Source organism: Methanococcoides sp. AM1 (genome assembly GCF_900774055.1).
GTDB lineage: Archaea > Halobacteriota > Methanosarcinia > Methanosarcinales > Methanosarcinaceae > Methanococcoides.
Window position 1 is genome coordinate 45,983 of the sequence record NZ_CAAGSW010000003.1, and the last position, 24,086, is coordinate 70,068.

Consider the following 24,086-nt stretch of genomic DNA (forward strand, 5'->3'; position numbering starts at 1 on the left):
ATTGGAAACGAAACTACTGAATATTAAAAATAGAAAAATAAATGGAATAAAACTGCTTATTCCATTGAAATTGCTTCGGATGGACAGGAGTCCACACATATACCACATTCAGTACATTTGTCAGCATCTACTACAGCGATGTTGTCGCCGTCCATTGAAATTGCTTCGGCTGGGCAGTCATCTACACATACTCCGCATCCTACACATTCGTCCCTGTTAATTACAGCTACCATTATTATTTTCTCCAATTCAAGTTGGTTTAACTTGCACGATTTGCAAGTTTTACAATACACTCATTAAGTGATGTTCGATAAAAATGTATCGAGTATCAAAAAAGGTTTGCTAAATATCATGCTTATGAAGATGATATGGTGAATGGGAAGGTCAAGTACAGGAAGAAGATCATTGAAATGCCTTATACTGATTGGAAAAAGCTAGGATATTCCAAAGGTACATTGCATTATATGAAACAAAATGCGAAGGGTGATAAGCCTTTTACTCTCAATGCTCATGTGAGGGAAAGATTGGGGATATAGTGGTAAATAGGACATAAATATGATTTTATTCGGATGTGACCTGCTTTTTATGAGCAAGTCACTCCACATATACGCTATTAGAGTTTGTTCTTCTGAAAAATGTAGAACGCATAACCATATTCATCTGGGCGTTCTCTGAAGAGTTTTATCTCTTTTCTGTTAAACTCAAGTATCATTTCTGCCTCAGTGTTTCCTTTATAGTTATCACTGATTTCATCAACTCTTTTTTCCAGATTGTCATAAAACTCGTACCAGACAGAAACTGGCAGTTTAAAGTGATCAATGACATCATATCCTACTGCTGTAATAACTTTTTCAGTATCAGGTATATTCATGATACCAGGATATATTTCCTGCCAGAATTCAACAACTTCTGAAGAAGGTTCATCCGTGAACCATGTATTCTCTGTCACTGCCATATAGCCTCCTTCTTTCAGAAACTGTTTCCAGTAGCTAATTCCTTTCTCAAAACCAAGGATAAAGATGGAGCCTTCTGCCCAGATGACGTCGAATTCTCCTGCTTCGAAAGGCAGTTCATCCATGGAAGCACAAACTGTGGAAATCTTATTGTCAACTCCTTCATTAGCTGCATTTTCCATCAGTTTATCCAGAAATGGCTGGTAAATGTCAGTTGCAGTGATATGGCAGTCGTTGCAGATCTTCGCAAGATGTATTGTCTGCATACCCACACCACAACCAATTTCAAGGATCTTACTGCCTGCAGGAAGGGAAGAAATCAGATTAAAAGCTTTTTCAGTACACTCATTACTACCCGGACCCTGTCTGGGTAATCCATCAAATATTTCAAAAATTGGCGATTCCATTTTTGCACCTATACTCATCATTTATTTTGCTTGATATGGATATGTAATAAAGTCAATATGACCTTTTGACAATTATAATTTTATATGTCCAAGCAGTGATTCTTAATATCACGCAGAATATATAGCAATTTTACTTTACAATAAACTCAGAAGTAGTGAAAAAATGGATAAAAAGTTACTTGCAAACATCGGTTTAAACAAATATGAGAGCTCTGTTTACTGTACGCTTTTGAAAAAAAGAGAGCTGGAAGCAAGCAAATTGTCGCAGTTATCACGAGTTCCCATTGGAAAGATCTATGAGATTTTGAAGGATTTGAACAAGTATGGCCTTGTGGAGATCCAACCTTCAAGGCCACGAAAATACAGGGCTGTTGATCCGAAAATTGCTTTTGAACTCATGTACAAAAGAAGAGAAGAAGAAGCACTCAATGAGCTCAAACTACTCAAGGAAACATTTGCTGAAATTGAACGGCAACTTTCCAATGGCGATTCTCCAAAGCATGTTGAAACAATATTCTGGCCCGACGAGTTCCATGATAATGAACTAAAAGAGATGGTGAATTCATTTTTTGAGGATATTGAGCATGACATATGTGTTGTTACTCCCCTTAAGTATAAGCCAGGAGTATCAGAACAATATGATGATTCAATATCAATATTCAGCAAAGCTTACTTAAATTTGGCACAACGTGGCATTCATGTTAAAATTCTAGATTCCTACTCTCAACTGTTGCCGTCAATAAAAGAACTTATTAATTCAATAGAAGATGAATCAGTCAAAAGTAATTTTCAGAAATTCATGGAAATAAGAATTTTGGAAACAAAGCATGATTTTGTAATCTTTGATTCAAAGACTATCTTTCTTGATATTGAAGATCAGATTAATATGGGTACTAGTCTCGGTATGACGCAAATTCATGATGAGTCATATACAAAGCGTTTCAAGGCTAAATTCGACGACCTCTGGGCTAAGGGGAAGCGATTCAATTTCACATAAACTGGTCTAGGTTATGAGTTTCTTATTGATGCCTGCTAGTTTGTAACCTCATTGAATTGTTGCATAATAATTTTTGAATAAATTGCAATTTAATTAATGGCCAAATAATTTTCTAAGAGTTCGGTTTTTCAGCCTTACCTATATCCCCGACTTGCTATGCGGAGGGAGAGATTCGAACCTTCTCGTTTTTGTTTAGAATAGTACACCAAGCCTTAAGAATCGGGGTATGTTTTAACCAAAGAGCTTAAACTGCAAAATGGGCTGGAATTAAATTAAGAAAGATCTGAGATCAAATCAAAATCGACAAAAGAAAAAAGAAGCCCGTATGCGACAAACGCATACGAGTAATTAATTTTAGTTCTTATCAACGAACTTCCTGAACAGGCGTGCCTGGAATCCGTGGTATTTTGCAAATCCTTCGGCGTCCTTCTGGTCAATGCTTGTTCCATCAAAGGATACAAGTTCTTCTGAATAAAGTGCAGCCGGGGATGTCCTTGCAAGAATTGTGAGGCTTCCCTTGTACAGTTTCATGGTAACAGTACCGTTGACACGTACCTGTGTCTTGTCAATGAACGCATTCAGGTCATCGTAGAGTGGTTCGTCCACAAGACCGTAGTATGCAAGCTCAGACCACTGTTCATCTACCATTGCCTTGAACTTGAGTTCAGAGCGGGTGAGTACCAGTTTTTCAAGGTCCTTGTGTGCTGCAAGGAGTACGGTTGCTGCAGGGTGCTCGTAGTTCTCACGTGCTTTGAGTCCGAGGACACGGTCTTCGATCATGTCAGTACGTCCGACACCGTGGGTGCCTGCAATGACGTTCATCTTCTCAATGAGCTCAACACCGTCCATCTTCTCACCATCAAGTGATACCGGCACACCGTTCTCGAAACCGATCACGATGGTCTGTGCATCAGGTGCATCTTCAGGTGAAGCTGTCCACTTGTAGATCTCCTCAGGTGGGATGTATCCGGGGTCTTCGAGCTTTCCGCCTTCAATGCTTCTGCTCCAGATGTTCTCGTCAACGCTCCATGGTTTTGCAGTTGTGACACCTACTGGGATGCCATGTTCTTTTGCGTATTCGATCTCCCATTCACGGGTCAGGTTCATCTCTCTCATAGGTGCGATAACATCCATATCAGTGAGCCTGAAAACAGCCTCGAAACGAAGCTGGTCGTTTCCTTTGCCTGTACAACCGTGAGCAAGTGCAACAGCACCTTCCTGCTCTGCGATCTCGACGACCTTCTTGGCGATAAGCGGGCGTGCAATGGATGTTCCCATTACATAGCCTTCGTAGTCACCATTGGCTCTGATAAGAGGGAAGATGTAATCGTTCACGAACTCCTCGCGAACATCAAGGGTGAAATGAAGGTCACTGATCTTCTTTGCCTTCTCTTCTGCCTGTGCGACATCTTCCTTTGGCTGTCCCACATCGACTGCTACGGTTATGACCTCGTCGTATCCGTATTCTTCTTTGAGGAGAGGGATACAGATAGATGTGTCCAGTCCTCCGGAATAAGCAAGTACTACTTTCTTTGACATGTTAATTCGCTTCCTTAATTGATAATTAGTTCCTGACGATCTCTTTGTGATATTCATTGATGGACTTGATGGCAAGGTCTCCTTCCTTCATTGAGACAATAGCATCAGCCGCAGCTTTTGCAGACTGGATCGTGGTGATATACGGCACCTTGAAGTCCACTGCTGCACGGCGGATAGTGTATCCGTCCTTTCGTGACTGCCTTCCTGTTGGCGTGTTCACAATGAGTGCGACCTCATCCCTGCGCATCATATCGATGACATTAGGGCTGCCTTCATGCACTTTCATCACCGCTTCCATATTGATGCCTTTCTCGGCCAAAAAGTTCACAGTACCTTTGGTACCGATGAGCTTAAGCCCTGCATCCTGCATCTTGCGGGCGGTTTCAACAAAAGCTTCCTTGTCGTTCTGTCTGATGGACATGAAAACGTAACCGCTAAGTGGCAGTATATTGTCTGCACTGATCTGTGCCTTGAAGAAAGCACGTCCGAAATCATAGTCAACTCCCATGACCTCTCCGGTACTCTTCATTTCAGGGCTGAGCACAGGGTCTGCACCTGGCAATTTGTCGAATGGAAGTAATACTTCCTTGACGGAGTAATGCTTTACAGCTGTCTCATCAAGTTCTGTATAACCAAGGTCTTCAAGTGTATGTCCGATTATGACCTGGGCAGCTATTTTGGCAAGTGGAACTCCTACAGCTTTTGATACGAATGGGATCGTTCGGCTGGAACGTGGGTTTGCTTCAAGCACATAGACCTTGCCATTCTGCTCTGCCATCTGTATGTTGATAAGTCCCTTAACATTGAGCACAAGTGCGATCTTGCGGGTATAATCACGTACTGTGGCAAGTGTTTCTTCGGAGAGTGAGTATGGCGGGATCACGCATGCAGAGTCGCCGGAGTGTACGCCTGCTTCTTCGATGTGTTCCATGATAGCACCGATAAGCACGTCCTTGCCGTCACAGACAGCATCCACATCGATCTCGATCGCGCCTTCAAGGAAGTCATCGATAAGTATCGGGTGTTCAGGGGATACACGTACTGCTTCTCTCATATAGCGTTCAAGGTCTGACTGCTCATAGACGATCTCCATTGCACGTCCACCGAGAACGTATGATGGCCTGACAAGCACAGGATATCCGATGCGTGTTGCGATCTCAATAGCATCTTCCTGGGATGTTGCATAACCTGCTTCCGGCTGTGCAACGTCAATCTCGCTCATCATCAGGTTGAACTTCTCCCTGTCCTCTGCCATGTCGATGTCTTCCGGAGATGTTCCGAGAATTATCGTATCGATGTCGTCACGACGATCGAGCTCTTTCTGGAGTGGTAATGCAAGGTTGACAGATGTCTGTCCACCGAACTGGACAAGCACTCCGTATGGTTTCTCACGGTCGATAACGTTCATGACGTCCTCGAGTGTCAGAGGCTCAAAGAACAGCTTATCGGATGTATCGTAGTCAGTTGATACCGTCTCAGGGTTATTGTTGATGATATGTGCCTCAAGACCTTCATCACGGATAGCTGTGACAGCGTGGACAGTACAGTAGTCGAACTCGATACCCTGACCAATTCGTATCGGACCTGCACCAAGGATCAGGATCTTCTTCCTGTCGGTTGGCTGGTCTTCGCACATGGTCTCGTAGCATGAATAATAGTAAGGAGTCTCTGCAGCGAACTCTGCAGCACAGGTATCTACCATCTTGTAGGTAGCACTGATGTTCTCACGGCGAAGGTCATTGATCTCCTCGCGGCTCTTGCCTGTGAGTTCTGCGATCCTGTCATCGGTGAATCCCATCTGCTTGGCAGACCTGAGCATCTCAATGTCCGGCTCACCTGCGAAAAGCCTGTTCCCAAGTTCTTTCTCCATCTCGACGATGTTGTTGATCTTTGTTACGAAGAATATATCATAACCTGAGAGTTCCGAGACCTCTTCAACGCTCATACCATTCTTCAATGCATCGAAGATAACGAAAAGCCTCTCACTGGTAGGTGTTTTTAGCAGGGTTTTGGTTTCTGCCTGATCCCATGTCTTGCTTCCGAACTTCATTCCGATATCAAGGGAACGGACTGCTTTCTGGAGTGATTCCTCGATGGTGCGTCCGATGGACATGACCTCACCGGTACTCTTCATAGCGGTTGTCAATGTCTTGTCCGCGGTCACGAACTTGTCGAAAGGCCACCTTGGGATCTTTGTAACTACGTAGTCAATGGTAGGCTCAAAGGATGCAGGTGTCTTCTTTGTGACATCGTTGAGGATCTGGTCCAGTGTCATGCCGATAGCGATCTTAGCCGTTACCCTGGCGATCGGGTAACCTGTTGCCTTTGATGCAAGGGCTGATGATCTTGAAACACGCGGGTTGACCTCTACGATCCTGTATTCACCGTCTTTTGCAGCGAACTGGATGTTACATCCACCTTCAATTCCTAAAGCACGGATGATCTTGATAGCTGCTGTCCTCAGCATCTGGTGTTCGATATCGTTCAGTGTCTGGGATGGTGTTACAACAATGGATTCACCGGTGTGAACTCCCATTGGATCAAGATTCTCCATGTTACAGATAACGATACATGTATCATTGGAGTCACGCATGACCTCGTATTCGAACTCTTTCCAGCCAAGTACGCTCTCTTCGATAAGCACTTGATTGATCCTGCTGCGGCGCAGTCCTCTTTCACTGATCTCGAGAAGCTGTTCTCTTGTGTATGCGATACCGCCACCGGCACCACCAAGGGTGTATGCGGGACGAATGATAAGTGGAAGTCCGAGCTCTTCAATGAGCGCTTCAGCTTCTTTCAGTGTGGAAACTGCCACACTTCTCGGGACCTTTTCCCCAATCTCTTCCATCTTCTTCTTGAAAAGCTCACGGTCCTCGGTGTTCTTGATGGCCTCAAGGGATGTTCCAAGCAGTTCGACATTGAACTTTTCGAAAACTCCCAGATCAGCAAGCTCACTTGTAAGGTTTAGTCCGGTCTGACCACCAATACCTGCAATGATACCGTCGGGGCGTTCCTTCTCGATTATCTTTGCGATTATCTTTGCTTCAAGGGGTTCAATGTAAACAGCATCTGCCATCTCCGGATCTGTCATTATGGTTGCCGGATTGGAGTTTACAAGGACTACTTCATATCCTTCTTCTCTTAATGACCTGCAAGCCTGGCTTCCTGAGAAATCGAATTCTGCTCCCTGTCCGATCATGATCGGTCCGGAGCCTATCAGCAGGATCTTTTTAATATCTGTTCGTTTTGCCATTATATCCTGCCTCCCATAGCTTTCATGACCTTTCCAAAGAATATTTTCTCCGTGTCCCTTGGTCCGGCATGTGCTTCCGGATGGTACTGGACACTGAAGATGTCAAGATCGTTGTGTTCGATACCCTCTACTGTATTATCATTAGTGTTGATCTGTGTAACAGTCACATCTGTATCATCGAATGAGTCACCTTCAACAGCAAATCCGTGATTCTGTGATGTTATGTGGACAATTCCGGATTCCAGATCCTTTACCGGCTGGTTTGCTCCGCGGTGTCCGAATTTGAGCTTGTATGTATCTGCTCCAAGTGCTCTTGAGATGACCTGGTGTCCAAGGCAGATACCTGATATTGGCATTGTTCCTGCCAGATCCTTGACAACATCAATAGCATTCTGTGCATTCTGTGGATCTCCCGGCCCATTGGAAAGGAAAAGCAGATCAGGGTTGTAATCCTCGATCACAGAAGTAGGTGTGTTGGCAGGCACTACTGTAACATCTACGCCTCTTCTCAGAAGACTTAAAGAGATGTTCTTTTTCATACCAAGATCAAAGAGCACAACGTGTTTTTTGTCAGCGGTCTTTACCTGACTTTCTATTGTGTATGGCTCTTTGCAGGTGACCCTGGAAATAAGGTCAAGGGTTGAGATGTCGGGCTGTTCCCTTGCCAGCCTGACAGCTTCTTCACCATCATCGCTGCCGTTTATCAATGCAGCACGCATGGTACCATGTTCTCTGGTACCTATAGTAAGCATACGGGTATCAATTCCGGAAATTCCCGGCTTACCTTCATCTTCCATTAATTTGTAGATATTACGTGTGGAAAGGTGGTGACTTGGAGAAGGACAGGCTTCCCTTACCACAAGACCTTCGGCCTTTACGCCATCTGACTGGAAAGTTTCCTTATTGACACCATAGTTCCCTATCAAAGGGTACGTGAACATTAATATCTGACCAGTATAGGACGGGTCTGTAAGAGACTCCTCATATCCTGTGTACTGGGTAGTAAAAACAAGTTCTCCGCAAACGATACCTTCGGCACCAAAACCAGTACCTTTTAAAATTGTTCCATCTTCTAATCCTATTACTGCAGCCATCATCCGAACCTGCGAATACATGTCATGAATAGGCTATAAGCGTTACGATGGAATCTACAACTTTCAAAACAGATGTAATTGGTAGGACTATTGATTCTAAAATAATAGGGTAATAAAAGCTAATAGAACTAAAAAGAAAATTAAAGGACTGTTCTTACAGTCCTCTCAGGAAGTTCCTGAGGAACATCACTATTATAACGACTGAGAGTGCGAATAGTATAATGAGTGTTCTTAAAGGTGATTCTGTTATAAAGTCTTCCAGATCTTTTATTATGTCTAACTTTTCTTCTTCGATTATCAATTCTTTATCGAGTCCCAGCTCAATTGGTTCATCAGTGTCTGAAAGTGTGATCGTCCAGATATTATAGTCACCACCTTCGTTCGATGAAAATGCTATTTTGTCACCTTCAGGACTCCAGGCAGGGTGTGTCTGAGTCGAATTATCAAATGTTATCTGTTCTATGCCCAGACTATTTGAGTTCATCACCCATATATCGGAATTTCCAGACCTGTCAGATACAAATGCTATCTTTGTGCCATCAGGATTGAAAACAGGATGTGTGTTCACAAAAGTATCATTTCGGAGGATCTCCGGAACCCGGCTAGTGAGGTTTACGGTCCAGAGTTTCCCTTCCAGTGAGTATACGAGCATGTCATTTTCAGGTGACCAGGAAGGTGCCCCTTCATTACTGGATGAATCGGTTATCTGCCTGCTCTCACTACCATCAGGGTTCATTAACCAGATATCATAGTTACCTGAGACCTTGGATAGGTATGCTATCTTTGTTCCGTCAGGACTCATCACTGGTTCTCTTTTATCAGCATTTTGCGTTATCTGTGAGGTGTTGCTTTTGTCCGCAAGCTCTACCACACGTATACTGATGAACTTGGAAGAGAGTGGCTGGACGTGTTCTGTAGCATAATAGATGAATTTTCCGTCCGAACTAAATGAGGGTTCTCCTTCCCATGCAATGGTATCATATACTCTTATCTGTTCAGAGCCGTCTACATTCATGACCCAGATGGCCTGCTCTGAAGAATATGTGATCAGCTTTCCATCAGGACTCCATGCTGGTGTTCTCTGATTGACATCGAAGGTCAGTTGTTCTGTCTCTTCTATTGTTATAGCACCTGCTAAAGCTGTTGATATCAATAGTATCGACGCGATCAATGCAATCTTTAAGACTAATGTACCAGTGTTATTTCTCCCAAGTGTCATAATATCTAACAAATATTATGTATTAATACACTCATTAATCTTTTGTTTCAGGAGTTCACTGAGAACCTTTCCGTCAACCTTTCCACGGAACTCGGCCATGACAATTCCCATGAGGGGACCTACGGCGGCTGGTCCCTTTTCTTTCACAAAGTCCTGTCTTTCTTCCACGATCTTTGCGATAAACTCTTCGATCTGTGATGTATCAATGCCTGTAAGCCCAAGATCTTCCAGACTGTCCCGGATATTGACCTTTGGTTTTTTTGCAACATAGCGGAGTATCTGTTCCATGCCCTCTTTGGCAACATCACCTGAAGAGATGATCTCGAACATCTGTTTGAAGTGGTCGTCGTTGATCTTCGTGACCTCCACACCATCACGCTTGAGTTCCGGGACAAGTCCTGTAAGTGTGGTCACGATAAGAGTTGCAGTGACATTCTTGTCATTGTTGAACCTGCTCATCAATTCCTCGAAAAGCGTCAGGTCCTGTGAATATGCGATCTTCTCTGCAAGTTCCTCGTTGAGTCCGTAATCTTTGCTGAACCTCTTTGCCCTTTCTGTGAGAAGCTCAGGGATCTCGATAGTGTCAAAGTACTCCTTTCTGATCTCCACCTGTGGTACATCTGTCTCCGGGTACATCCTTGATGCACCTGGAAGTGGTCTCATGTATGCGCTGTTACCGTCAGGAAGTGCACGTCTGGTCTCTTCCGGAACGAACTCAAGTGCTTCCTGTGCGCGTATCAGCACACTTTCCATGGCACCTCTTGCCCGTTTCTCTTTGTCTGCCACCATAACGACAGCATCGCCTTCCTTTGCACCGACGAAATCACGCAATGAGGCGACCTCATCTTCGGTTATGCCATAATTAGGCAGCTCATCAGTGTGGAATATGCCACCTACACCTGAGGTCTTTGCACGGTCGGAGAATTCGGTGCCCAGGCGTCTTCCGGGCTGTACTTCCATTCCCACATGACCTGCAAACCCGGGCAGGAGGACTGCCAGTACCTTTCCTTTCTTGAGTGATTTCTTTATGACCTTTGATTCTGTTTCGCTGAACAGGTCGGTTACATCAAAGATCTCATCATGGACGCTTGCATCCCTCTCCAAAAGGGACCTGCGTATCTCAAGCAGGTTAACCTGCCTCTCGGCTTCCCTTTCAACAATCGTTTCGATAAGATCAAGGGCCTGGACACCTTTGACCTCTACGCGTGCTCCTTCTGCAATGGATATGTTAACATCCTGCCTGATGGTCCCAAGACCTCTTTTCACCTTGCCGGTAGATCGGAGTAACATACCGATATTGGCAGCTGTCTCTTTCGCATGGGCTGGTGAGATTATGTCAGGTGCTGTACCGATCTCCACTAGCGGGATTCCAAGCCTGTCAAGTGAATAAAGAATAGAATCGCCTTTGTCCTCTATCTTTTGTGCGGCCTCTTCTTCCACACACAGGACATCAACACCCACGTCTCCTTCGGAAGTGTCGAGATGTCCTCCTCCGGCGAGGAAAGCTGTTCTCTGGAATCCGCTTGTATTTGATCCGTCCACAACTATCTTTCTCATGACATGAAGTTGCTCCACTGGTATCATGTGCAATAGTTTTGCAATTGATAATGCGATGTCAAGTGACTCTTTATTAAGTTCACGAGGTGGTTCCTCATCATTTTCCACAAGGCAGGTGCTGTCGTATGCTTTATATATATATTTCCTGTTGACCTTTGTCTGCTCGAGTGCTGCCCTGTCGGTCTCTCCCATCTCACTTGCAGTAGGTCTCAGGTAACGGAAAAATTCAAAGTTCGACTCATCCGTGTCACGTATCTTAGTAGGGCATTTACAGAAGAGTTTCTCTTTTGAGTTCAACTGCTGATGAATCTCAAGTCCGCATTTTAATCCAAGTTCACGGTAGTCGATCTTTTTGCTCATAGAAGTATCACCAATTGCTCTTTCACGATCTAAGACAACAAAACGTGTTAGGCGTTATAAAAGTATTGTTTGCTATTTATTTACTGGTGTCAGAATATCGCCTTTTACTTGTCTTTAATCATTTTTGATAATGATCTAAAGCTTATCTTAAGACAATATGTGTGTCTGATGGTAAGGCATTTCCTATGGCTGAATACCTAAAGACCTTGTGGATCTTACTTTTCCATGGACCTGTGGATATCTCCTGCATCACCTTTGTTCAGTTTCCTTCTGAACTTTGGATCGGTAAGTACATCCCTGGCTGTTTTCATCCTGTCAAATACTTTTCCCATCATCTCTTCATCGACCTCGGGGAACGCGATGTCCACATGCTCTTTCAATGGCTCGGTTCCAACCTCAAGTGCTCTTGAAAGATCCGGTCGCTTTCTTTCTTTTGTGAGGAGTGAATCAATAGCATCCTTCCACTCTGATGCCCAGGGTGTGTCGGGGATATCAGTATGATTCACTTTGCTGCGTGCAACTTTTATCACATCAACAGGACAGGCATTGACACAGGCTCCACAGTAAGTGCAAAGGTCGTGTACTGCAGCGATGTTCTTTCCGTCCTCCGGGACATACCATAGGTGTGAAGGGCAGATGTTAAAACAGGCATGGCAGCCCTGCGTGTCACATTTCTCAATGTGTTCTTCAACAAGTACCAGCTCACCTTCGAATGGTTTGATCAGATCGACCGCATCATAAGGGCAGACCGCATCGCACCAGCCGCATCGTGTGCATTTATCATCATCGACCGTCACATGTCCTGAGACCACAGGCGGTTCGCAGGGACGTTCTCCTTTTACTCGAATGGCATCTTCGGGACAGATATCCTGGCAGAGCATGCAGTAGTCGCACATGTCCTCGTCAACAATAAGTTGATCAAAAGGCATGGGGTCGGTTGCTGTCGGCTCCTTTTCCAGCATGAGGAAGGCATCACAGAAAGCTGCACATATGCCGCAGAGATTGCATTTATCGGTATCTATCTCGATCTCGCCTTCAGCGTTCTCTTTTAACGGAGCTATCTCTTCCTTTTTCGGGAAGGTATATTCCAGTTCAATGGCATCCTCGGGACATGCTGCTTCACAGAGGGAGCAGGGCACGCATTTCTCGTTCATCTCAACCTTGTATTCCAGTACAGGATAGAGCTCTTCTTCAGGGAAGTCCCCTTCAGTCCTCATTTCCAGCGCTGTTACAGGGCAGAAGTTCACACACATAGAGCAAAATGTGCATTTCTCAAGGTCCATCATCACAGGTGGTGCGTCCATGCCTGTGGCTATTTCCTTGATAGGTCCGAGCTCCAGTGCCTTTGTGGGGCAGATCCTTACACAGATGCCACAGCCAACACATCTCTTGTAATCGTAATCAAGCGTCTTTTCAGACCGATCGGAGGCCAGCTTGTAAAGTACGTGGTTTCCCTGTATGTCCATCTCTCTTGAGACTTCCATGGGCTTCTCTTCATCACTCACTCCTGCACCTCCGGTAATTCGGAGCCAACAGGTCCAAGTTCGGTCAGTTCGTCGACGAAATCCTCTATGGTCTTTGCAAATTTATCTCCTTCTGCTGCGGATATCCATTGCAACTTAAGTCTTGCAGGGTTCAGACCTATCTCATCGAGAACTTCCTTTAGGTTCTCCATCCTGTGTTTTGCATCATGGTTGCCGAGGATGTAGTGACATTCATCAAGGCGGCACCCTGTAACGAGCACTCCGTCAGCACCTCCCTGCAATGCTTCCAGTACGAAATCCGGGTCTACCCGTCCGGCACACATGACCTTGATGATCCTGACGTTTGTCGGATATTGTATCCTTGATGTCCCTGCAAGGTCTGCGGAACCATAGCTGCACCAGTTGCAGAGGAACGCAATGATAAGCGGGAACTCGTCCTTTACCTCAAGGGCTGCTCTGATCTGTGCTATGATCTGCTCATCGGTGCTGTGGGGCATGTTAATGGCATCTGTAGGACATGATGCACTGCATGAACCACATGTCTGGCAGGATATCTCGTCTACCACTGCTTTCCCGTCTATTACTTTGATAGTATTGAAATTGCAGGCACTTTCACATATGCGGCATCCGATACATTTTTCCGGATCGACATGTGCACTGAAGGGGTCGTTCTCAAGCTCTCCCTTTGCCAGCAGGCGGGTGGACCTTGCAGCGGTTGCACTTCCCTGTGCAATAGATGACTGTATTTCCTTTGGTCCTGAAGCACAGCCTGCGATGAAGACACCGTTTATGTGGGCATCCACAGGTCTCATCTTCGGGTGTGCAATGGAGAGGAACCTGTCAGGTCGTTTCGAGAGGTTCAGCATCTTTGCTATCGGGTCTGAGGTAGTGCTGGCTTCGATTCCTGTTGCCAGGACTACGAGATCGTAAGGATCCTCTCGGATGGCACAATCGAGCGTGTCCTCATACCTGAGCTGCATCTGTCCTTGCGGGTCAAGCTGTACTTCGGCTACTTTGCCCCGGATGAAATTAACTCCCATTAACTGTGTGCGTACATAGTATTCCTCATACATCTCACCGGCAGCACGTATGTCAATATAGTGAATGGTAACATCGGTTTCGGGATAGCGCTCCTTTATCATCTGTGCATTTTTCATGGATGACATGCAGCAGACCCGGGAGCAGTAGGGATTACCAACGGTCTCGTCCCTGGAACCGACACACTGGATAAAAGCGACTTTCTTCGGGATCTCATGCGTGGAAGGCACGACCACTTTACCACGTGTTGGTCCTGATGCGTTGAGCAGTCTTTCCAGCTCCATATTGGTCAGGACATCCGGATAGACGCTGTAACCATACTCTTCCTTGCGTTTTGCATCGAATCCCTGGTAACCGGTTGCAACTATCACAGCTCCGACCGTAAACGAGAATTCTTCTTCCTTCAGGTTAAAGTCGATTGCATCTGCCGGGCAGGCTTGTTTGCAAAGTCCGCAACCAACGCAGTATTCATTGTTGATGTAAGCCGACTGCGGGACAGCCTGTGGGATTGGCATGTTGATGGCCTTTGTCTTACCAAGGCCGCTGTCGAATGGATTAGGTATTTCCACCGGGCAGACGTTTGAACATTGATCTATACACCCTTTGCAGCGGTCGACTATGACATACCTGGGATTCTGGACGCCTTTCACAGTAAAATTGCCTACTGAACCGGAGATCCCTGTGATCTCGGAGTAGGTCCGCATCTCAATGTTCGGATGGTTCTGCACATCTGTCATCTTCGGTGCCAGTACACATATTGAGCAGTCATTGGTGGGGAATACTTCGTTAAGCAATGCCATCTTACCGCCGATGGTCGGTTCCTTTTCCACCATGTAGACGTGTGTTCCGGCGTCTGCGAGTGTCAGGGCTGCCTCGATACCTGCAACACCACCACCGATAACAAGGACATCCTTGTTCGCCTTGAACTTGCGGATCTGCAATGGAGCCAGCAGCTTGAGCTTTGCCACGCCCATTTTGATAAGATCAAATGCTTTCTGGGTGGCCATGCTATGGTTGTGCATGTGCACCCACGAGCATTGCTCGCGGATGTTCGCGATCTCCAGAAGATAAGGATTGATCCCTGCTTTTTCGAGGACACGCTTGAAAGTGGTCTCATGGAGCTTTGGAGTGCACGCTGCTACCAATATCCTGTCGATGTTGTTTTCCTTGATGTCCTCGATCAACTGCTCCTGTCCGAAGTCAGAGCACATGAACTGGATGTCCTTTACAAGTGCAACATCCTCCATCTCCTCGATCTTCTTATGCAGTGCATCCATGTTGATGACATTGGCAATGTTCAATCCACAGTGACAGACATATACTCCGATTCGCATGCGGCAAGCTTCCTCTTTAAGGTTGGTTAATTTATGAGGTAATGAATATCTAAATTTGACTATTAATTAGTACTAACATCAATTGGCATCATTTACATTTCTTTCCAATGCCTGTGAGGGTGAACATAGTCCTGATGTCATCTGCAGTAGCAAAGTTCTCATAGGCTTCCTGCGCTTTTTCGGGACTTGGGTGCATCTGGACAAAAACACAATCAAGTTTTCCATCCTCACTGGTTGTAATGATACGCAGTTCATGGTCCCCGACCGGTATCCAGATGATGATTTGCCCCATCTCTTCATTGTAGTTGAGGTCAACTTTGAACTCTTCAAGCTGCTTGCTCTGCTGGACGATTTCAGAACTTTCGTTAGTATCGGTCATGTTACCCAAGTATGCATTACTTATTATTAATGGTTGTGATTCATTCCTGCACATCCCGTGGCCTGCACAAAAAAGCTATATACAACTAATTACATTAAGGGGTTGCACGTCCCGAATCACTTACATGATAACGGTTATTGATGTGCATTATTTGCAACAGGGGCCCGTGGTCTAGTCGGTTATGACATCGCCTTTACACGGCGGGAATCAGGAGTTCGAATCTCCTCGGGCCCACCATGTTCATTTTCTGATGATTTTCGAGATGAAGAGCTTTGATTTTTTGATTCTGGATTTCCAATTGAGGGCTCGTTTATGCTGTCAGTGAGGTGTTGAGCATAGCTCATCACCTCGTTTCGCGCTCCAGAAGTGAGATCTGGGTGTTCAAACAGAAAATATATATTTTAATAGCAAGTTTTTACTATTACTTCAACATTAAATTTATACACATGCTCAAATATTATTGCCCTTTCAAAAGCCACAGTAATTAAGACCAGGAGAAATTAAATGATACCTAACTATAATTACAAACCCGGCATCTATTATCTTTCAACTTTTATCATAACCTATGCTCTCTGGTTTGCAGGAGCATATGTAAGCTTTCAGGATGGCGGGGACGGGTTATATATGCTGCTTATGCTGCCCGGGCTAATGGCACCATTTCTTATCTCAATTGTTATGATCATCGGGTCTAAAAATGTGGATCTTAGAAGAGATTTTGTCAACAGGTTGATCAACATAAGACTTATACAGCCAAAAATTCTCCCTGTATTTATTCTGATAATGCCTCTCTCAGTGCTGGCATCGATCTTTATTTCCCTGTTGTTCGGAGGATCTACGTCACAGTTCCAGCTTGCTGAAGGCTTCTCCTTCTCTACCGGTTTTGTCCCTGTATTATTGTTGCTTTTACTTGCAGCAGGCTTTGAAGAGCTGGGGTGGCGAGGTTATGCCTTTGACAGCTTGCAGAGCCGGCACACATACTTCAAGGCATCGCTTATTTTCAGCATACTGTGGTCACTCTGGCACTTTCCGCTGATGTTTGTCAACAACTCCTATCAGTATGAGATATTCCATGAAAGTGTCTGGTATGGTGCGAACTTCTTTATCAGCATCGTCCCCATGGGAATGATAATCAGCTGGATATGCATAAAGAACAGGAAAAGTATCATGGCTGCAATTGTTTTTCACTTTATAGTGAATATGTCGCAGGAGATCCTGGATATATCCCAGACCACAAAGTGCATTGAAACCGTGGTTCTCATTATTGTGGCTGCTGCTATCATCGCATATGATCGGGAAATGTTCTTTTCCAGAGAACATCTTGCAGAAGGAGCTGACTGAGAGTTCCATGACATTTCATCAGATCAAAAATGGTAACATTCCTCCTTCAAAGTGAATTTTCAAAAGTCGAATCGACTTTTTTGTTCAAGGTAACTATATGTTTCATGTTAGATGATTATCTTTAAGGGGATATTGTGAACATTCGATACAATCGTGTGTGTCCGGCTGAGATAGCAGGCATCTTGGATAACAGAATAAGAAGATGGTTGCAGAAACCCCGGGCTATACTGGAGCCTTATGTCAAAGAAGGGATGACAGTTCTTGATCTTGGATGTGGTCCTGGGTTTTTCTCAATAGAAATAGCCCGAATGGTCGGTAGTTCCGGTCTGGTCATAGCTTCTGACCTGCAGGAGGGGATGCTCCGCAAGCTCAGAAAAAAGATACAGGCTACGGAACTAGAGAAACGTGTAATTCTACACAAATGTGAAGAGGATTTAATTGGTATCTCGGAGAATGTCGATCTCGCAATAGCGTTCTATGTGCTTCATGAGGTTGTAAACCCGGAAAAGACTCTCAATGAGCTGGCTTCCATTGTAAAGACCAACGGGTTCCTGTTCATAGCAGAACCATATATCCATGTTTCATCGAATGAATTTAAAAATACCGTCAGGATGGCTTTAGATAATGGTTTCACAATTGTGGAAAGGCCAAAGATATTTTTCAGTAGAGCAGTTGTTCTAAAAAAGGAATGATAACTATCATTCCCTGTTTTTCACAAGTCTCAGGACATCCGGATGCCGAATCACCTCGCTTCGCACTCCAGAAGCGAGATCTGGCGTGTGCAGAAACGTTATTAGTTTGCAGAAGCGAGGTTGAGCACCTTTATCATTTCGGCAAGAACATCTTGATCATGTAAACCCCCATAACCAGAACTATCAGGCTGAAGACTGCCTGCATAAGTGCCTGATACCTTGGATCGAAAAGGGCAACGATTGCCTCCTGCATACTAAAAAAGAAGGAGAACAGGGCGATGAAGATCAGAGCTACAAGAACGATCACCACTGCCACATTCACGAGTTTTTTGTAAGATTCGTCATTGTTGCTCTTTGCCGTTCTTCCTCTTGTATCCAAGTCCTCCATTGAAGGGTCTTCATCTTCCCTGCTCTTTATGTTAAGCCTGTTTTCTTCCCCTGTCATATTATCCCCTTCATTTTCTATGCTTTTTGCTGCTTAGTATTCCTCTGTTAACGATTCCGGCAACCAGCAGGACAGCTGTGAGCGTCATCAGTATCTGGAATCCGGGCATCGCATCTTCACCTGGTTCCTCTGTTGCTTCATCCTCGACCACTGGTGTACCTTCTTCAACAAGCGGATACGTTTTGGTAACATCTATCTTATAGATCTCATCCAGTTTTATCGGCTCAGGGGTTTCAGACGTAGCAATTTCCCTTCCGTTCTCTTCCACAATTACTGTAAATGTGTACTCGTCGTTCCTTGGGAGAACAAAACGCACGTTTCCCCTGACCCGGCTCGAACTTTTGAGGATCCCGAGTTCGTCACTTTCGGTATATGCTTTGTAAGGGTCAACTCTTGCGGTAACGATCATATTCAGGGATTTTGAATCCCCTCCCTCGTTATAGATACCGGGAGAGATATCTACCACTGCCTCTCTATCCGAGTTCACGAATTTGGTGATCACAAGGTTCATGTCAGTAAGCTTAATGTTAGCCGGCTGGTCAGCAGAAGGCTTTTCTTTCACGGTAACGAACGTATTCCTTGCATCCAGAAGACTGTCATCCTCAAAAAGCTGAACTTCGATCATATACTCCCCGGGCTCCGGAACTTCAAGAGATGCACTATTGTAAGCCATAGATTTGGCTTTGACATAGCCCATGTCCAGATTCTTTTCGGCAACTGTCAGCTGCGTGCTTTGGTCAATTACCTTGACCTTTACAGAAAGCATCGAACTGTCGGAACTCCGGTCATTTCTGATATATGGAGTTACTGTCATGAGAGAACCTTCTTCCTGGGGAGTGGACATCACATCGATGTCCTGGATGAATACCTCATCATACTCCCTATAAAGGTCTCCCGGAGTATCAATGCAGCCGGAAAACGATGTCAAGATCAAGCTGATGCCAATAAAAAATAAAAAGAGAGATCTTTTCGATCCTAAAATCTCTAATCCCATGGCGATCAAACCTGTTTTAAAGTTTTACTTTGAGTACAAGGGACTGGGAATCAATAAGATAATCTCCCTGCATCAGCCTTATGTACACATCAGTTTCCCCGTTAGGAGCATCGTCAAGGACCGGGATCTCAACACCACGGGTATAGGAGGTACCACCCCTTGCCATGGCCTGGGTTATGTTGAAACTTCCATTGCCTCCGATAAGCTCGTTCTCAATATCAACAAGTACAATCAGGCTATCTGCAGCGATCGTGGTCTGTCCGTTGTTTTTAACTGAGAACTTTATAGTAACATTTTCACCCTTTTCAGCTTCCCAGCTGGAAACCGGTGGAGTTGCAAGCAGATTATCTATATCTTCTACAAAACCCACGAATTGCAGTGATGCATCCGGAAGGACAACGGTCTGGACCGGAATGTTCTTTGTCTGGATCACTGGTTTTTCTTCTTCATCAAGACCTGATGCGTATGATATGGTCAACATCGTAGTATCTTCAACAGAATCAAATGCAGGAGCCTGGATCCTGGCACTAATAGTGGCTTTCTTAGTTGCAGGAATGTTTATGTCTGAGCTGTCTCCGAGGATCGTAAATGGCCCAAAAGAACTCACTCTTACGGAATCAATTGGCTGACTGGTATTGTTGTTGAGCACCAGCACGGATATGTCCTGTTCCTGAAATTCCTTCATAACTATCGGTTTTGTACTCAGGATCAGATCTTCAGACCCTACAGGCGCAATGGTTGCCGTAGATACACAACCAGACGCAAGGATCGCTAAAACGATTATTATAATACCTATATTTTTATTCATAGTACATCCTCTTAGAAATTTATTATATGTGAGGAAATTAATCTGCAATGTATATAAATGTTATCAGTTATCGACTGGTTTGGGTTTTGTACTACGTTTTAACATTCCAGAAGCGTTATCTGGGGTTGATGGGATATCGGTTTTGAATATACTATTTTTATGTCACCAATGCGTTTGACTCAAACAAATTAATTTGAATTTCTATTTAAGGGGAGTTCAGTACTTTGGATCAACCTGAAATCTGAGCTATAAGAAATGATGTAAGTGGCTGTGGTATTTTTATATATGAAATTCTATTCAAATTTCATGAAATTAAGAATTGATATAATTCTGACGTTGATTCTCGTAACTCTTGTATTTTCTGGTTGCATTGGAATTGAGGGTGGTAGTTCAATTCAAGAATCTTCAGAAGTTTCGATCAATTCATCATCCTTAGGTTCTTCATTATCTATTAACGATCCACTCCTGTTTGAGCACATATCAAACGAAGATAAGGTACATGGGAAAAACAGAACTTCTGATACTGCCGAGTTCTCGATCGTTGAAACTCCTGTAAAATATGCCTATGTTAATGGTATTGAAATTGGGTATCGGGAATTTGGCTCAGGGCAACCTCTCTTGATGATAACGCCATTTGCTTCTACAATGGACATGTGTAATGCGACCTTTGTCGAGAAACTATCTGGAAGTTACAGGGTTATCATCTTTGATAATAGGGGAATGGGATATTCATCGGACAATAATGAACAATTCTCTATATCTCTGCTTGTCAACGATACTGCAGGCCTGATGGATGTGCTTGAACTGGATTCTGCACATATATTTGGTACTTCCATGGGAGCGGTGATCGCTCAGGAATTGGCTCTTGAACACTCTGGGAGGGTGGGCTGCTTGATCCTTTCATCGGCAACCTATAGTATCGATGTTCCTCAGACTGAGATACTGAGGGACAGACTTCAATATCGGGCTTTCGATCCTGAAACCGACCCAGTGCTCAGAAAGTACGCCGAAGGAAATCTGGAGTGGAATGGTACATATGAGCGACTGCCTGAGATTCAAAACAAAATGATACTTCTCACAGGTAATGAAGACATTCTCACACCTCCGGGACTTTCCATTATGATCGCGGAACAGGTTCCTGATGCTAAGTTTGTCCTATTTGAAGACGTGGGGCATTTGGGAGAGCAATATCTTCCCGAAGAATACGCAGATACTATCCTGTGCTTCCTGGCATCAGAGTGATTGGGTAAAGTGCACAGTTTCGGGTCCAATGTTGATATTCTTTATCAGCACAAAGCTCTTTTCGGTGCACTCCGGAGCAAACTCGTCAATGCATTCTTTGCATACAAATCCTGAAAGCTCGTAAAGCACCCTGTTCGGTTTCCTTCCTTTGTTTGTCAGATTTCATTCTATGCAAAGTGGTTTTTTGTAAGTAATTATTTTTTCGATTAGTTTCTTTTTTTCCAGCTGACTAATTTGTCTTACCTGATCTTACTACTGAGTATGGGATTTCTAAATCATCGAAGAAACAATATTATATAGTATTCAATGAACCTTTATTGTGTACTTAAAAGAGGTATCATAATGCCATCAAAAGAGGATCTTCTTAGAGATGCATACGAATCATTTGTGGAAATTGATGAAAAAGGGGTCATCGAGGTCATTGAAAAGTGGTTTGAAAGTGACTATGATGTGAAGGACCTTTTAGACAGTTTCGTTGAAGCTCTTACTGAAATTGGGAGAAGGTTTGATGAAAAAGAATATTTCCTTGCCCAATTGATGAATTCAACTTCTCTTCTTGACAAAGCAAACAAGATCATGGCTGAAAAGTTGGCTAAAAGTGGGATAAAAGTCGAAAGCAAGGGCATTGTTGTTATAGGCACTGTCAAGAATGATACGCATGATCTGGGGAAGAACATTGCATCGAGTATGCTACGAATTGCAGGTTTTAAGGTGATCGACCTTGGTAAGGACCGATATGCATCAGAGTTTGTCGATGCAGCAATTGAGAATAAAGCTACCATCATTGCAGCATCCTCTATGACAAGCACGACAATGAACAATCTCAAAGATCTAATCGATCTATTAAAAGAAAAGGGAATTCGGGATGATATAAAAGTGATGATCAGTGGAGCTCCCGTTACACAGAATTATGCTGACAAGATCGGTGCTGATGCCTTTGTCAGGACTGCCACAGAGGCTGTGGAGGCTGCTGAAATTCTGATAAGATGTCATAAGAAATGACCGATCACTGTATTTCGATAGCGTTTTCCGATCGGGTTGCAATTTGTATTTGTGGATGTGGAAATAGCAATCCTTGAAATTAAAAATGAGGTTTAGATCCATGCTTTTCTACTTTTAAGATCAATATTGCTAGCTTTGGATGCTAACGATCAGTAAAAGGTTAAAAGTTCAGACCGACCTCTGAACTTTCTCGAACTCATCCTGAATTTCCTGTTCCGGCTCCTCACCAAATCTGGTGACCAGCAAGATAGCAATGCTGGAAAGCACGAATCCCGGTACGATCTCATATAGGTCAAAGATACCACCTGAGAGCTGTTTCCAGACGATGACCGTGAACCCTCCAATGAGCATTCCTGCAAGGGCTGCATTCCTTGTCATTTTCTTTGAGAACAGGGAGAAGATGATGGCAGGTCCGAAAGCTGCACCGAATCCGGCCCATGCGTAGGCCACAAGATCAAGGACCGAGCTTTCCGGGTCTAGTGCGAAGTAGTAGGCGAGCAGGGAGATGCCGATAACCGTGAAACGCCCCATCCAGACAAGTTCCCTCTGGCTGGCATCTGACTTGAAGAGCAATGTGTAGATATCCTCTGTAAAGGCAGAGGCTGCCACCAGCAACTGTGAGTCCGCTGTGCTCATTATGGCTGCCAGGATCGCTGCCAGCATTATTCCTGCAACTACCGGGTGGAAGAGGCTGTTGATCATAACCATGAAAACGGTCTCGCTTGTAGCTCCTGCAAGGAACTCGGGAACAAAGGCTCTTCCCACAAGACCTACGATCACTGCGAATGCGAGGGAGATGGTGACCCATGACATTGCGATTGCACGTGATTGCTTTATCTCCTCCGGGTTGCCGATCGCCATAAAACGTACAAGAATGTGTGGCTGTCCGAAATAGCCGAATCCCCATGCCATAAGGGAAACAACTGCCATCAGTGAGATCACACTTCCGTCTGAACCTGTAAAGGGACTCAGGAGACCTGGGTCGATGGTTCTTATTATGTCGGTGGTCGAAGAGATCCCTCCGAGTCCGTTCATGGCTGTAAGAGGTACCAGGGTAATGGCAAGGATCATAAGCAAGCCCTGGAAGAAGTCTGTCCAGCAGACTGCCATGAATCCTCCCATGAAAGTGTATGAGATGATAACAAGAACTCCGATGGTAAGTGCTGTGATATACTCGACCCCGAAGACCGTGCTGAAAAGCTTACCTCCTGCAACGAAACCGGAGGATGTGTAGAATAGGAAGAATATCAGGATGAACAGGGCTGAGATCGTTCTCAGGAGCTTGCTTTTATCCCGGAAACGATTCTCGAAATAAACCGGGAGCGTGAGGGCATCGCCTGCTTCCATTGTGTATTTACGAAGCCTCTTAGCAACGAACTTCCAGTTAAGATATGTTCCGATACCCAGACCAAGTGCGATCCATATTGCTTCCATTCCTGCAAGGTATGCATAACCGGGTAATCCCAGAAGCAGCCAGCCACTCATATCTGATGCCTGAGAACTTAAAGCGGTTACCCATTTGTTCAGTTTTCTGCCACCAAGGATATAGTCAGACAGGTTCTCGGTCCTTCTGTAGTAGTAAAAACCGATCGTCAGCATAAAAAGCAGGTATAATATGATTATGATCGCAACACTCTGGTTTCCGGATATAATTTCCATGAATATATGATCTCCTGTGGACATTGTCAAATTAATTTGTTTTGGATACAGGGTTTTTAGTTATTAATGTTATGATTTTATACAAACCTTCAATATCTTTGAATAACCTCGTTTTTTTGGAAATTACTATGCTGATTTCATAGATCAAAGAGTCATACCTATCCAAAAGCTATTTACACCAGTAGCATGTCTGACGCAATCAACCGGCTACATTTAAAAAATTGGTACCCGGTGATGGAGCCCGTGGAAATTAACGCATCAGTCATCTGATTTGCTGGATCTGGTCTTTGAT

19 protein-coding genes, 1 tRNA gene and 1 pseudogene are annotated in these 24,086 nt (G+C 44.4%); 7 read left to right on the plus strand and 14 right to left on the minus strand.

All coding sequences use genetic code 11. The annotated features are described in order from the left end of the window. Positions 1–56 precede the first annotated feature (56 nt). The gene (locus tag E7X57_RS05385) at positions 57–233 is read right to left on the minus strand and encodes a 4Fe-4S binding protein (RefSeq protein ID WP_135611371.1); all 177 of its coding nucleotides are present in this window, start codon (positions 231–233) and stop codon (positions 57–59) included. Positions 234–392: 159 nt separating this feature from the next. On the opposite strand from E7X57_RS05385, the pseudogene E7X57_RS12720 reads away from it, so the two are divergent. After that, a pseudogene (locus tag E7X57_RS12720) lies at positions 393–536 on the plus strand (CRISPR-associated endonuclease Cas1); the annotation flags it as partial. 77 nt (positions 537–613) lie between these two features. On the opposite strand, the gene E7X57_RS05395 reads toward E7X57_RS12720, so the two are convergent. Beyond that, complete coding sequence (locus tag E7X57_RS05395) at positions 614–1,360, minus strand: class I SAM-dependent methyltransferase (RefSeq protein WP_135611373.1); 747 nt, start codon at positions 1,358–1,360, stop codon at positions 614–616. Between the two features lie 163 nt (positions 1,361–1,523). Between E7X57_RS05395 and E7X57_RS05400 the strand changes: the two genes are divergently transcribed. Further along, positions 1,524–2,357, plus strand: a complete 834-nt coding sequence (locus E7X57_RS05400) for a TrmB family transcriptional regulator (protein WP_135611375.1) — start codon at positions 1,524–1,526, stop codon at positions 2,355–2,357. Between the two features lie 354 nt (positions 2,358–2,711). Here the strand turns inward: E7X57_RS05400 and E7X57_RS05405 are convergent, their stop codons facing one another. The 8 genes from E7X57_RS05405 to E7X57_RS05440 all read right to left on the minus strand — a co-directional run bounded on the left by E7X57_RS05405 (position 2,712) and on the right by E7X57_RS05440 (position 15,614). Then, positions 2,712–3,896, minus strand: coding sequence for an argininosuccinate synthase (locus tag E7X57_RS05405; RefSeq protein WP_135611378.1), 1,185 nt, complete (start codon positions 3,894–3,896; stop codon positions 2,712–2,714). Positions 3,897–3,921: 25 nt separating this feature from the next. After that, positions 3,922–7,149, minus strand: coding sequence for a carbamoyl-phosphate synthase large subunit (carB, locus tag E7X57_RS05410; protein WP_135611381.1), 3,228 nt, complete (start codon positions 7,147–7,149; stop codon positions 3,922–3,924). Continuing rightward, complete coding sequence (carA, locus tag E7X57_RS05415; protein WP_135612080.1) at positions 7,149–8,246, minus strand: glutamine-hydrolyzing carbamoyl-phosphate synthase small subunit; 1,098 nt, start codon at positions 8,244–8,246, stop codon at positions 7,149–7,151. Before carA ends, carB begins: the two co-directional genes overlap by 1 nt. Positions 8,247–8,397: 151 nt before the next feature. Next, the gene (locus E7X57_RS05420) at positions 8,398–9,462 is read right to left on the minus strand and encodes a PD40 domain-containing protein (RefSeq protein ID WP_135611384.1); all 1,065 of its coding nucleotides are present in this window, start codon (positions 9,460–9,462) and stop codon (positions 8,398–8,400) included. A 15-nt stretch (positions 9,463–9,477) separates the two neighbouring features. After that, on the minus strand, positions 9,478–11,379 hold the full coding sequence (gatE, locus tag E7X57_RS05425; protein WP_135611386.1) for a Glu-tRNA(Gln) amidotransferase subunit GatE: 1,902 nt from the start codon (positions 11,377–11,379) through the stop codon (positions 9,478–9,480). Between the two features lie 215 nt (positions 11,380–11,594). Beyond that, the gene (locus tag E7X57_RS05430; RefSeq protein WP_135611389.1) at positions 11,595–12,884 is read right to left on the minus strand and encodes a 4Fe-4S binding protein; all 1,290 of its coding nucleotides are present in this window, start codon (positions 12,882–12,884) and stop codon (positions 11,595–11,597) included. Next, positions 12,881–15,235 (minus strand): CoB-CoM heterodisulfide reductase HdrA2, encoded by a 2,355-nt coding sequence (hdrA2, locus tag E7X57_RS05435; protein WP_135611392.1) that lies wholly within the window; start codon positions 15,233–15,235, stop codon positions 12,881–12,883. Before hdrA2 ends, E7X57_RS05430 begins: the two co-directional genes overlap by 4 nt. 88 nt (positions 15,236–15,323) lie before the next feature. Continuing rightward, positions 15,324–15,614 carry a hypothetical protein gene (locus E7X57_RS05440; protein WP_135611395.1) on the minus strand — a complete coding sequence of 97 codons (291 nt, stop codon included), beginning with the start codon at positions 15,612–15,614 and terminating at the stop codon, positions 15,324–15,326. 160 nt (positions 15,615–15,774) lie between these two features. Here E7X57_RS05440 and E7X57_RS05445 point away from each other — a divergent pair. The 3 genes from E7X57_RS05445 (at position 15,775) to E7X57_RS05455 (ending at position 17,644) form a co-directional block, all read left to right on the plus strand. Next, positions 15,775–15,851, plus strand: a tRNA-Val gene (locus E7X57_RS05445). Positions 15,852–16,118: 267 nt separating this feature from the next. Beyond that, positions 16,119–16,952, plus strand: coding sequence for an MmRce1 family CPBP family CAAX prenyl protease (mmrce1, locus tag E7X57_RS05450; RefSeq protein WP_135611398.1), 834 nt, complete (start codon positions 16,119–16,121; stop codon positions 16,950–16,952). A 134-nt stretch (positions 16,953–17,086) separates the two neighbouring features. Continuing rightward, positions 17,087–17,644 carry a class I SAM-dependent methyltransferase gene (locus E7X57_RS05455; RefSeq protein WP_135611399.1) on the plus strand — a complete coding sequence of 186 codons (558 nt, stop codon included), beginning with the start codon at positions 17,087–17,089 and terminating at the stop codon, positions 17,642–17,644. Positions 17,645–17,777: 133 nt separating this feature from the next. On the opposite strand, the gene E7X57_RS05460 is transcribed toward E7X57_RS05455, so the two are convergent. The 3 genes from E7X57_RS05460 to E7X57_RS05470 form a co-directional block, all read right to left on the minus strand. After that, a complete protein-coding gene (locus tag E7X57_RS05460; RefSeq protein ID WP_135611402.1) occupies positions 17,778–18,089 on the minus strand; it encodes a hypothetical protein in 312 nt (103 codons plus the stop codon). A gap of 10 nt (positions 18,090–18,099) precedes the next feature. Continuing rightward, on the minus strand, positions 18,100–19,017 hold the full coding sequence (locus E7X57_RS05465; RefSeq protein ID WP_135611403.1) for a hypothetical protein: 918 nt from the start codon (positions 19,015–19,017) through the stop codon (positions 18,100–18,102). Positions 19,018–19,099: 82 nt separating this feature from the next. After that, entirely contained in the window at positions 19,100–19,891 is a 792-nt protein-coding gene (locus E7X57_RS05470; RefSeq protein ID WP_135611406.1) for a hypothetical protein, read from the minus strand. Positions 19,892–20,197: 306 nt separating this feature from the next. Here E7X57_RS05470 and E7X57_RS05475 point away from each other — a divergent pair, with 306 nt between their 5' ends. Together E7X57_RS05475 and E7X57_RS05480 are read left to right on the plus strand one after the other, a co-directional pair. Further along, the gene (locus tag E7X57_RS05475; protein ID WP_167880903.1) at positions 20,198–21,133 is read left to right on the plus strand and encodes an alpha/beta fold hydrolase; all 936 of its coding nucleotides are present in this window, start codon (positions 20,198–20,200) and stop codon (positions 21,131–21,133) included. A 342-nt stretch (positions 21,134–21,475) separates the two neighbouring features. Then, positions 21,476–22,135, plus strand: coding sequence for a B12-binding domain-containing protein (locus tag E7X57_RS05480; RefSeq protein WP_167880904.1), 660 nt, complete (start codon positions 21,476–21,478; stop codon positions 22,133–22,135). Between the two features lie 168 nt (positions 22,136–22,303). Here the strand turns inward: E7X57_RS05480 and putP are convergent, their stop codons facing one another. Then, positions 22,304–23,794: a sodium/proline symporter PutP gene (putP, locus tag E7X57_RS05485; protein ID WP_210409035.1), complete on the minus strand. Its 1,491-nt coding sequence runs from the start codon at positions 23,792–23,794 to the stop codon at positions 22,304–22,306. Between the last annotated feature and the right edge of the window lie 292 nt (positions 23,795–24,086).

Coding starts and splice junctions, on each gene's coding strand:
- E7X57_RS05385 (WP_135611371.1), bottom strand. CDS start 233: ATGGTAGCTGTAATTAACAGGGACGAATGTGTAGGATGCGGAGTATGT.
- E7X57_RS05395 (WP_135611373.1), bottom strand. CDS start 1,360: ATGGAATCGCCAATTTTTGAAATATTTGATGGATTACCCAGACAGGGT.
- E7X57_RS05400 (WP_135611375.1), top strand. CDS start 1,524: ATGGATAAAAAGTTACTTGCAAACATCGGTTTAAACAAATATGAGAGC.
- E7X57_RS05405 (WP_135611378.1), bottom strand. CDS start 3,896: ATGTCAAAGAAAGTAGTACTTGCTTATTCCGGAGGACTGGACACATCT.
- carB (WP_135611381.1), bottom strand. CDS start 7,149: ATGGCAAAACGAACAGATATTAAAAAGATCCTGCTGATAGGCTCCGGA.
- carA (WP_135612080.1), bottom strand. CDS start 8,246: ATGATGGCTGCAGTAATAGGATTAGAAGATGGAACAATTTTAAAAGGT.
- E7X57_RS05420 (WP_135611384.1), bottom strand. CDS start 9,462: ATGACACTTGGGAGAAATAACACTGGTACATTAGTCTTAAAGATTGCA.
- gatE (WP_135611386.1), bottom strand. CDS start 11,379: ATGAGCAAAAAGATCGACTACCGTGAACTTGGATTAAAATGCGGACTT.
- hdrA2 (WP_135611392.1), bottom strand. CDS start 15,235: ATGCGAATCGGAGTATATGTCTGTCACTGTGGATTGAACATTGCCAAT.
- E7X57_RS05440 (WP_135611395.1), bottom strand. CDS start 15,614: ATGACCGATACTAACGAAAGTTCTGAAATCGTCCAGCAGAGCAAGCAG.
- mmrce1 (WP_135611398.1), top strand. CDS start 16,119: ATGATACCTAACTATAATTACAAACCCGGCATCTATTATCTTTCAACT.
- E7X57_RS05460 (WP_135611402.1), bottom strand. CDS start 18,089: ATGACAGGGGAAGAAAACAGGCTTAACATAAAGAGCAGGGAAGATGAA.
- E7X57_RS05470 (WP_135611406.1), bottom strand. CDS start 19,891: ATGAATAAAAATATAGGTATTATAATAATCGTTTTAGCGATCCTTGCG.
- E7X57_RS05475 (WP_167880903.1), top strand. CDS start 20,198: ATGAAATTAAGAATTGATATAATTCTGACGTTGATTCTCGTAACTCTT.
- E7X57_RS05480 (WP_167880904.1), top strand. CDS start 21,476: ATGCCATCAAAAGAGGATCTTCTTAGAGATGCATACGAATCATTTGTG.
- putP (WP_210409035.1), bottom strand. CDS start 23,794: ATGGAAATTATATCCGGAAACCAGAGTGTTGCGATCATAATCATATTA.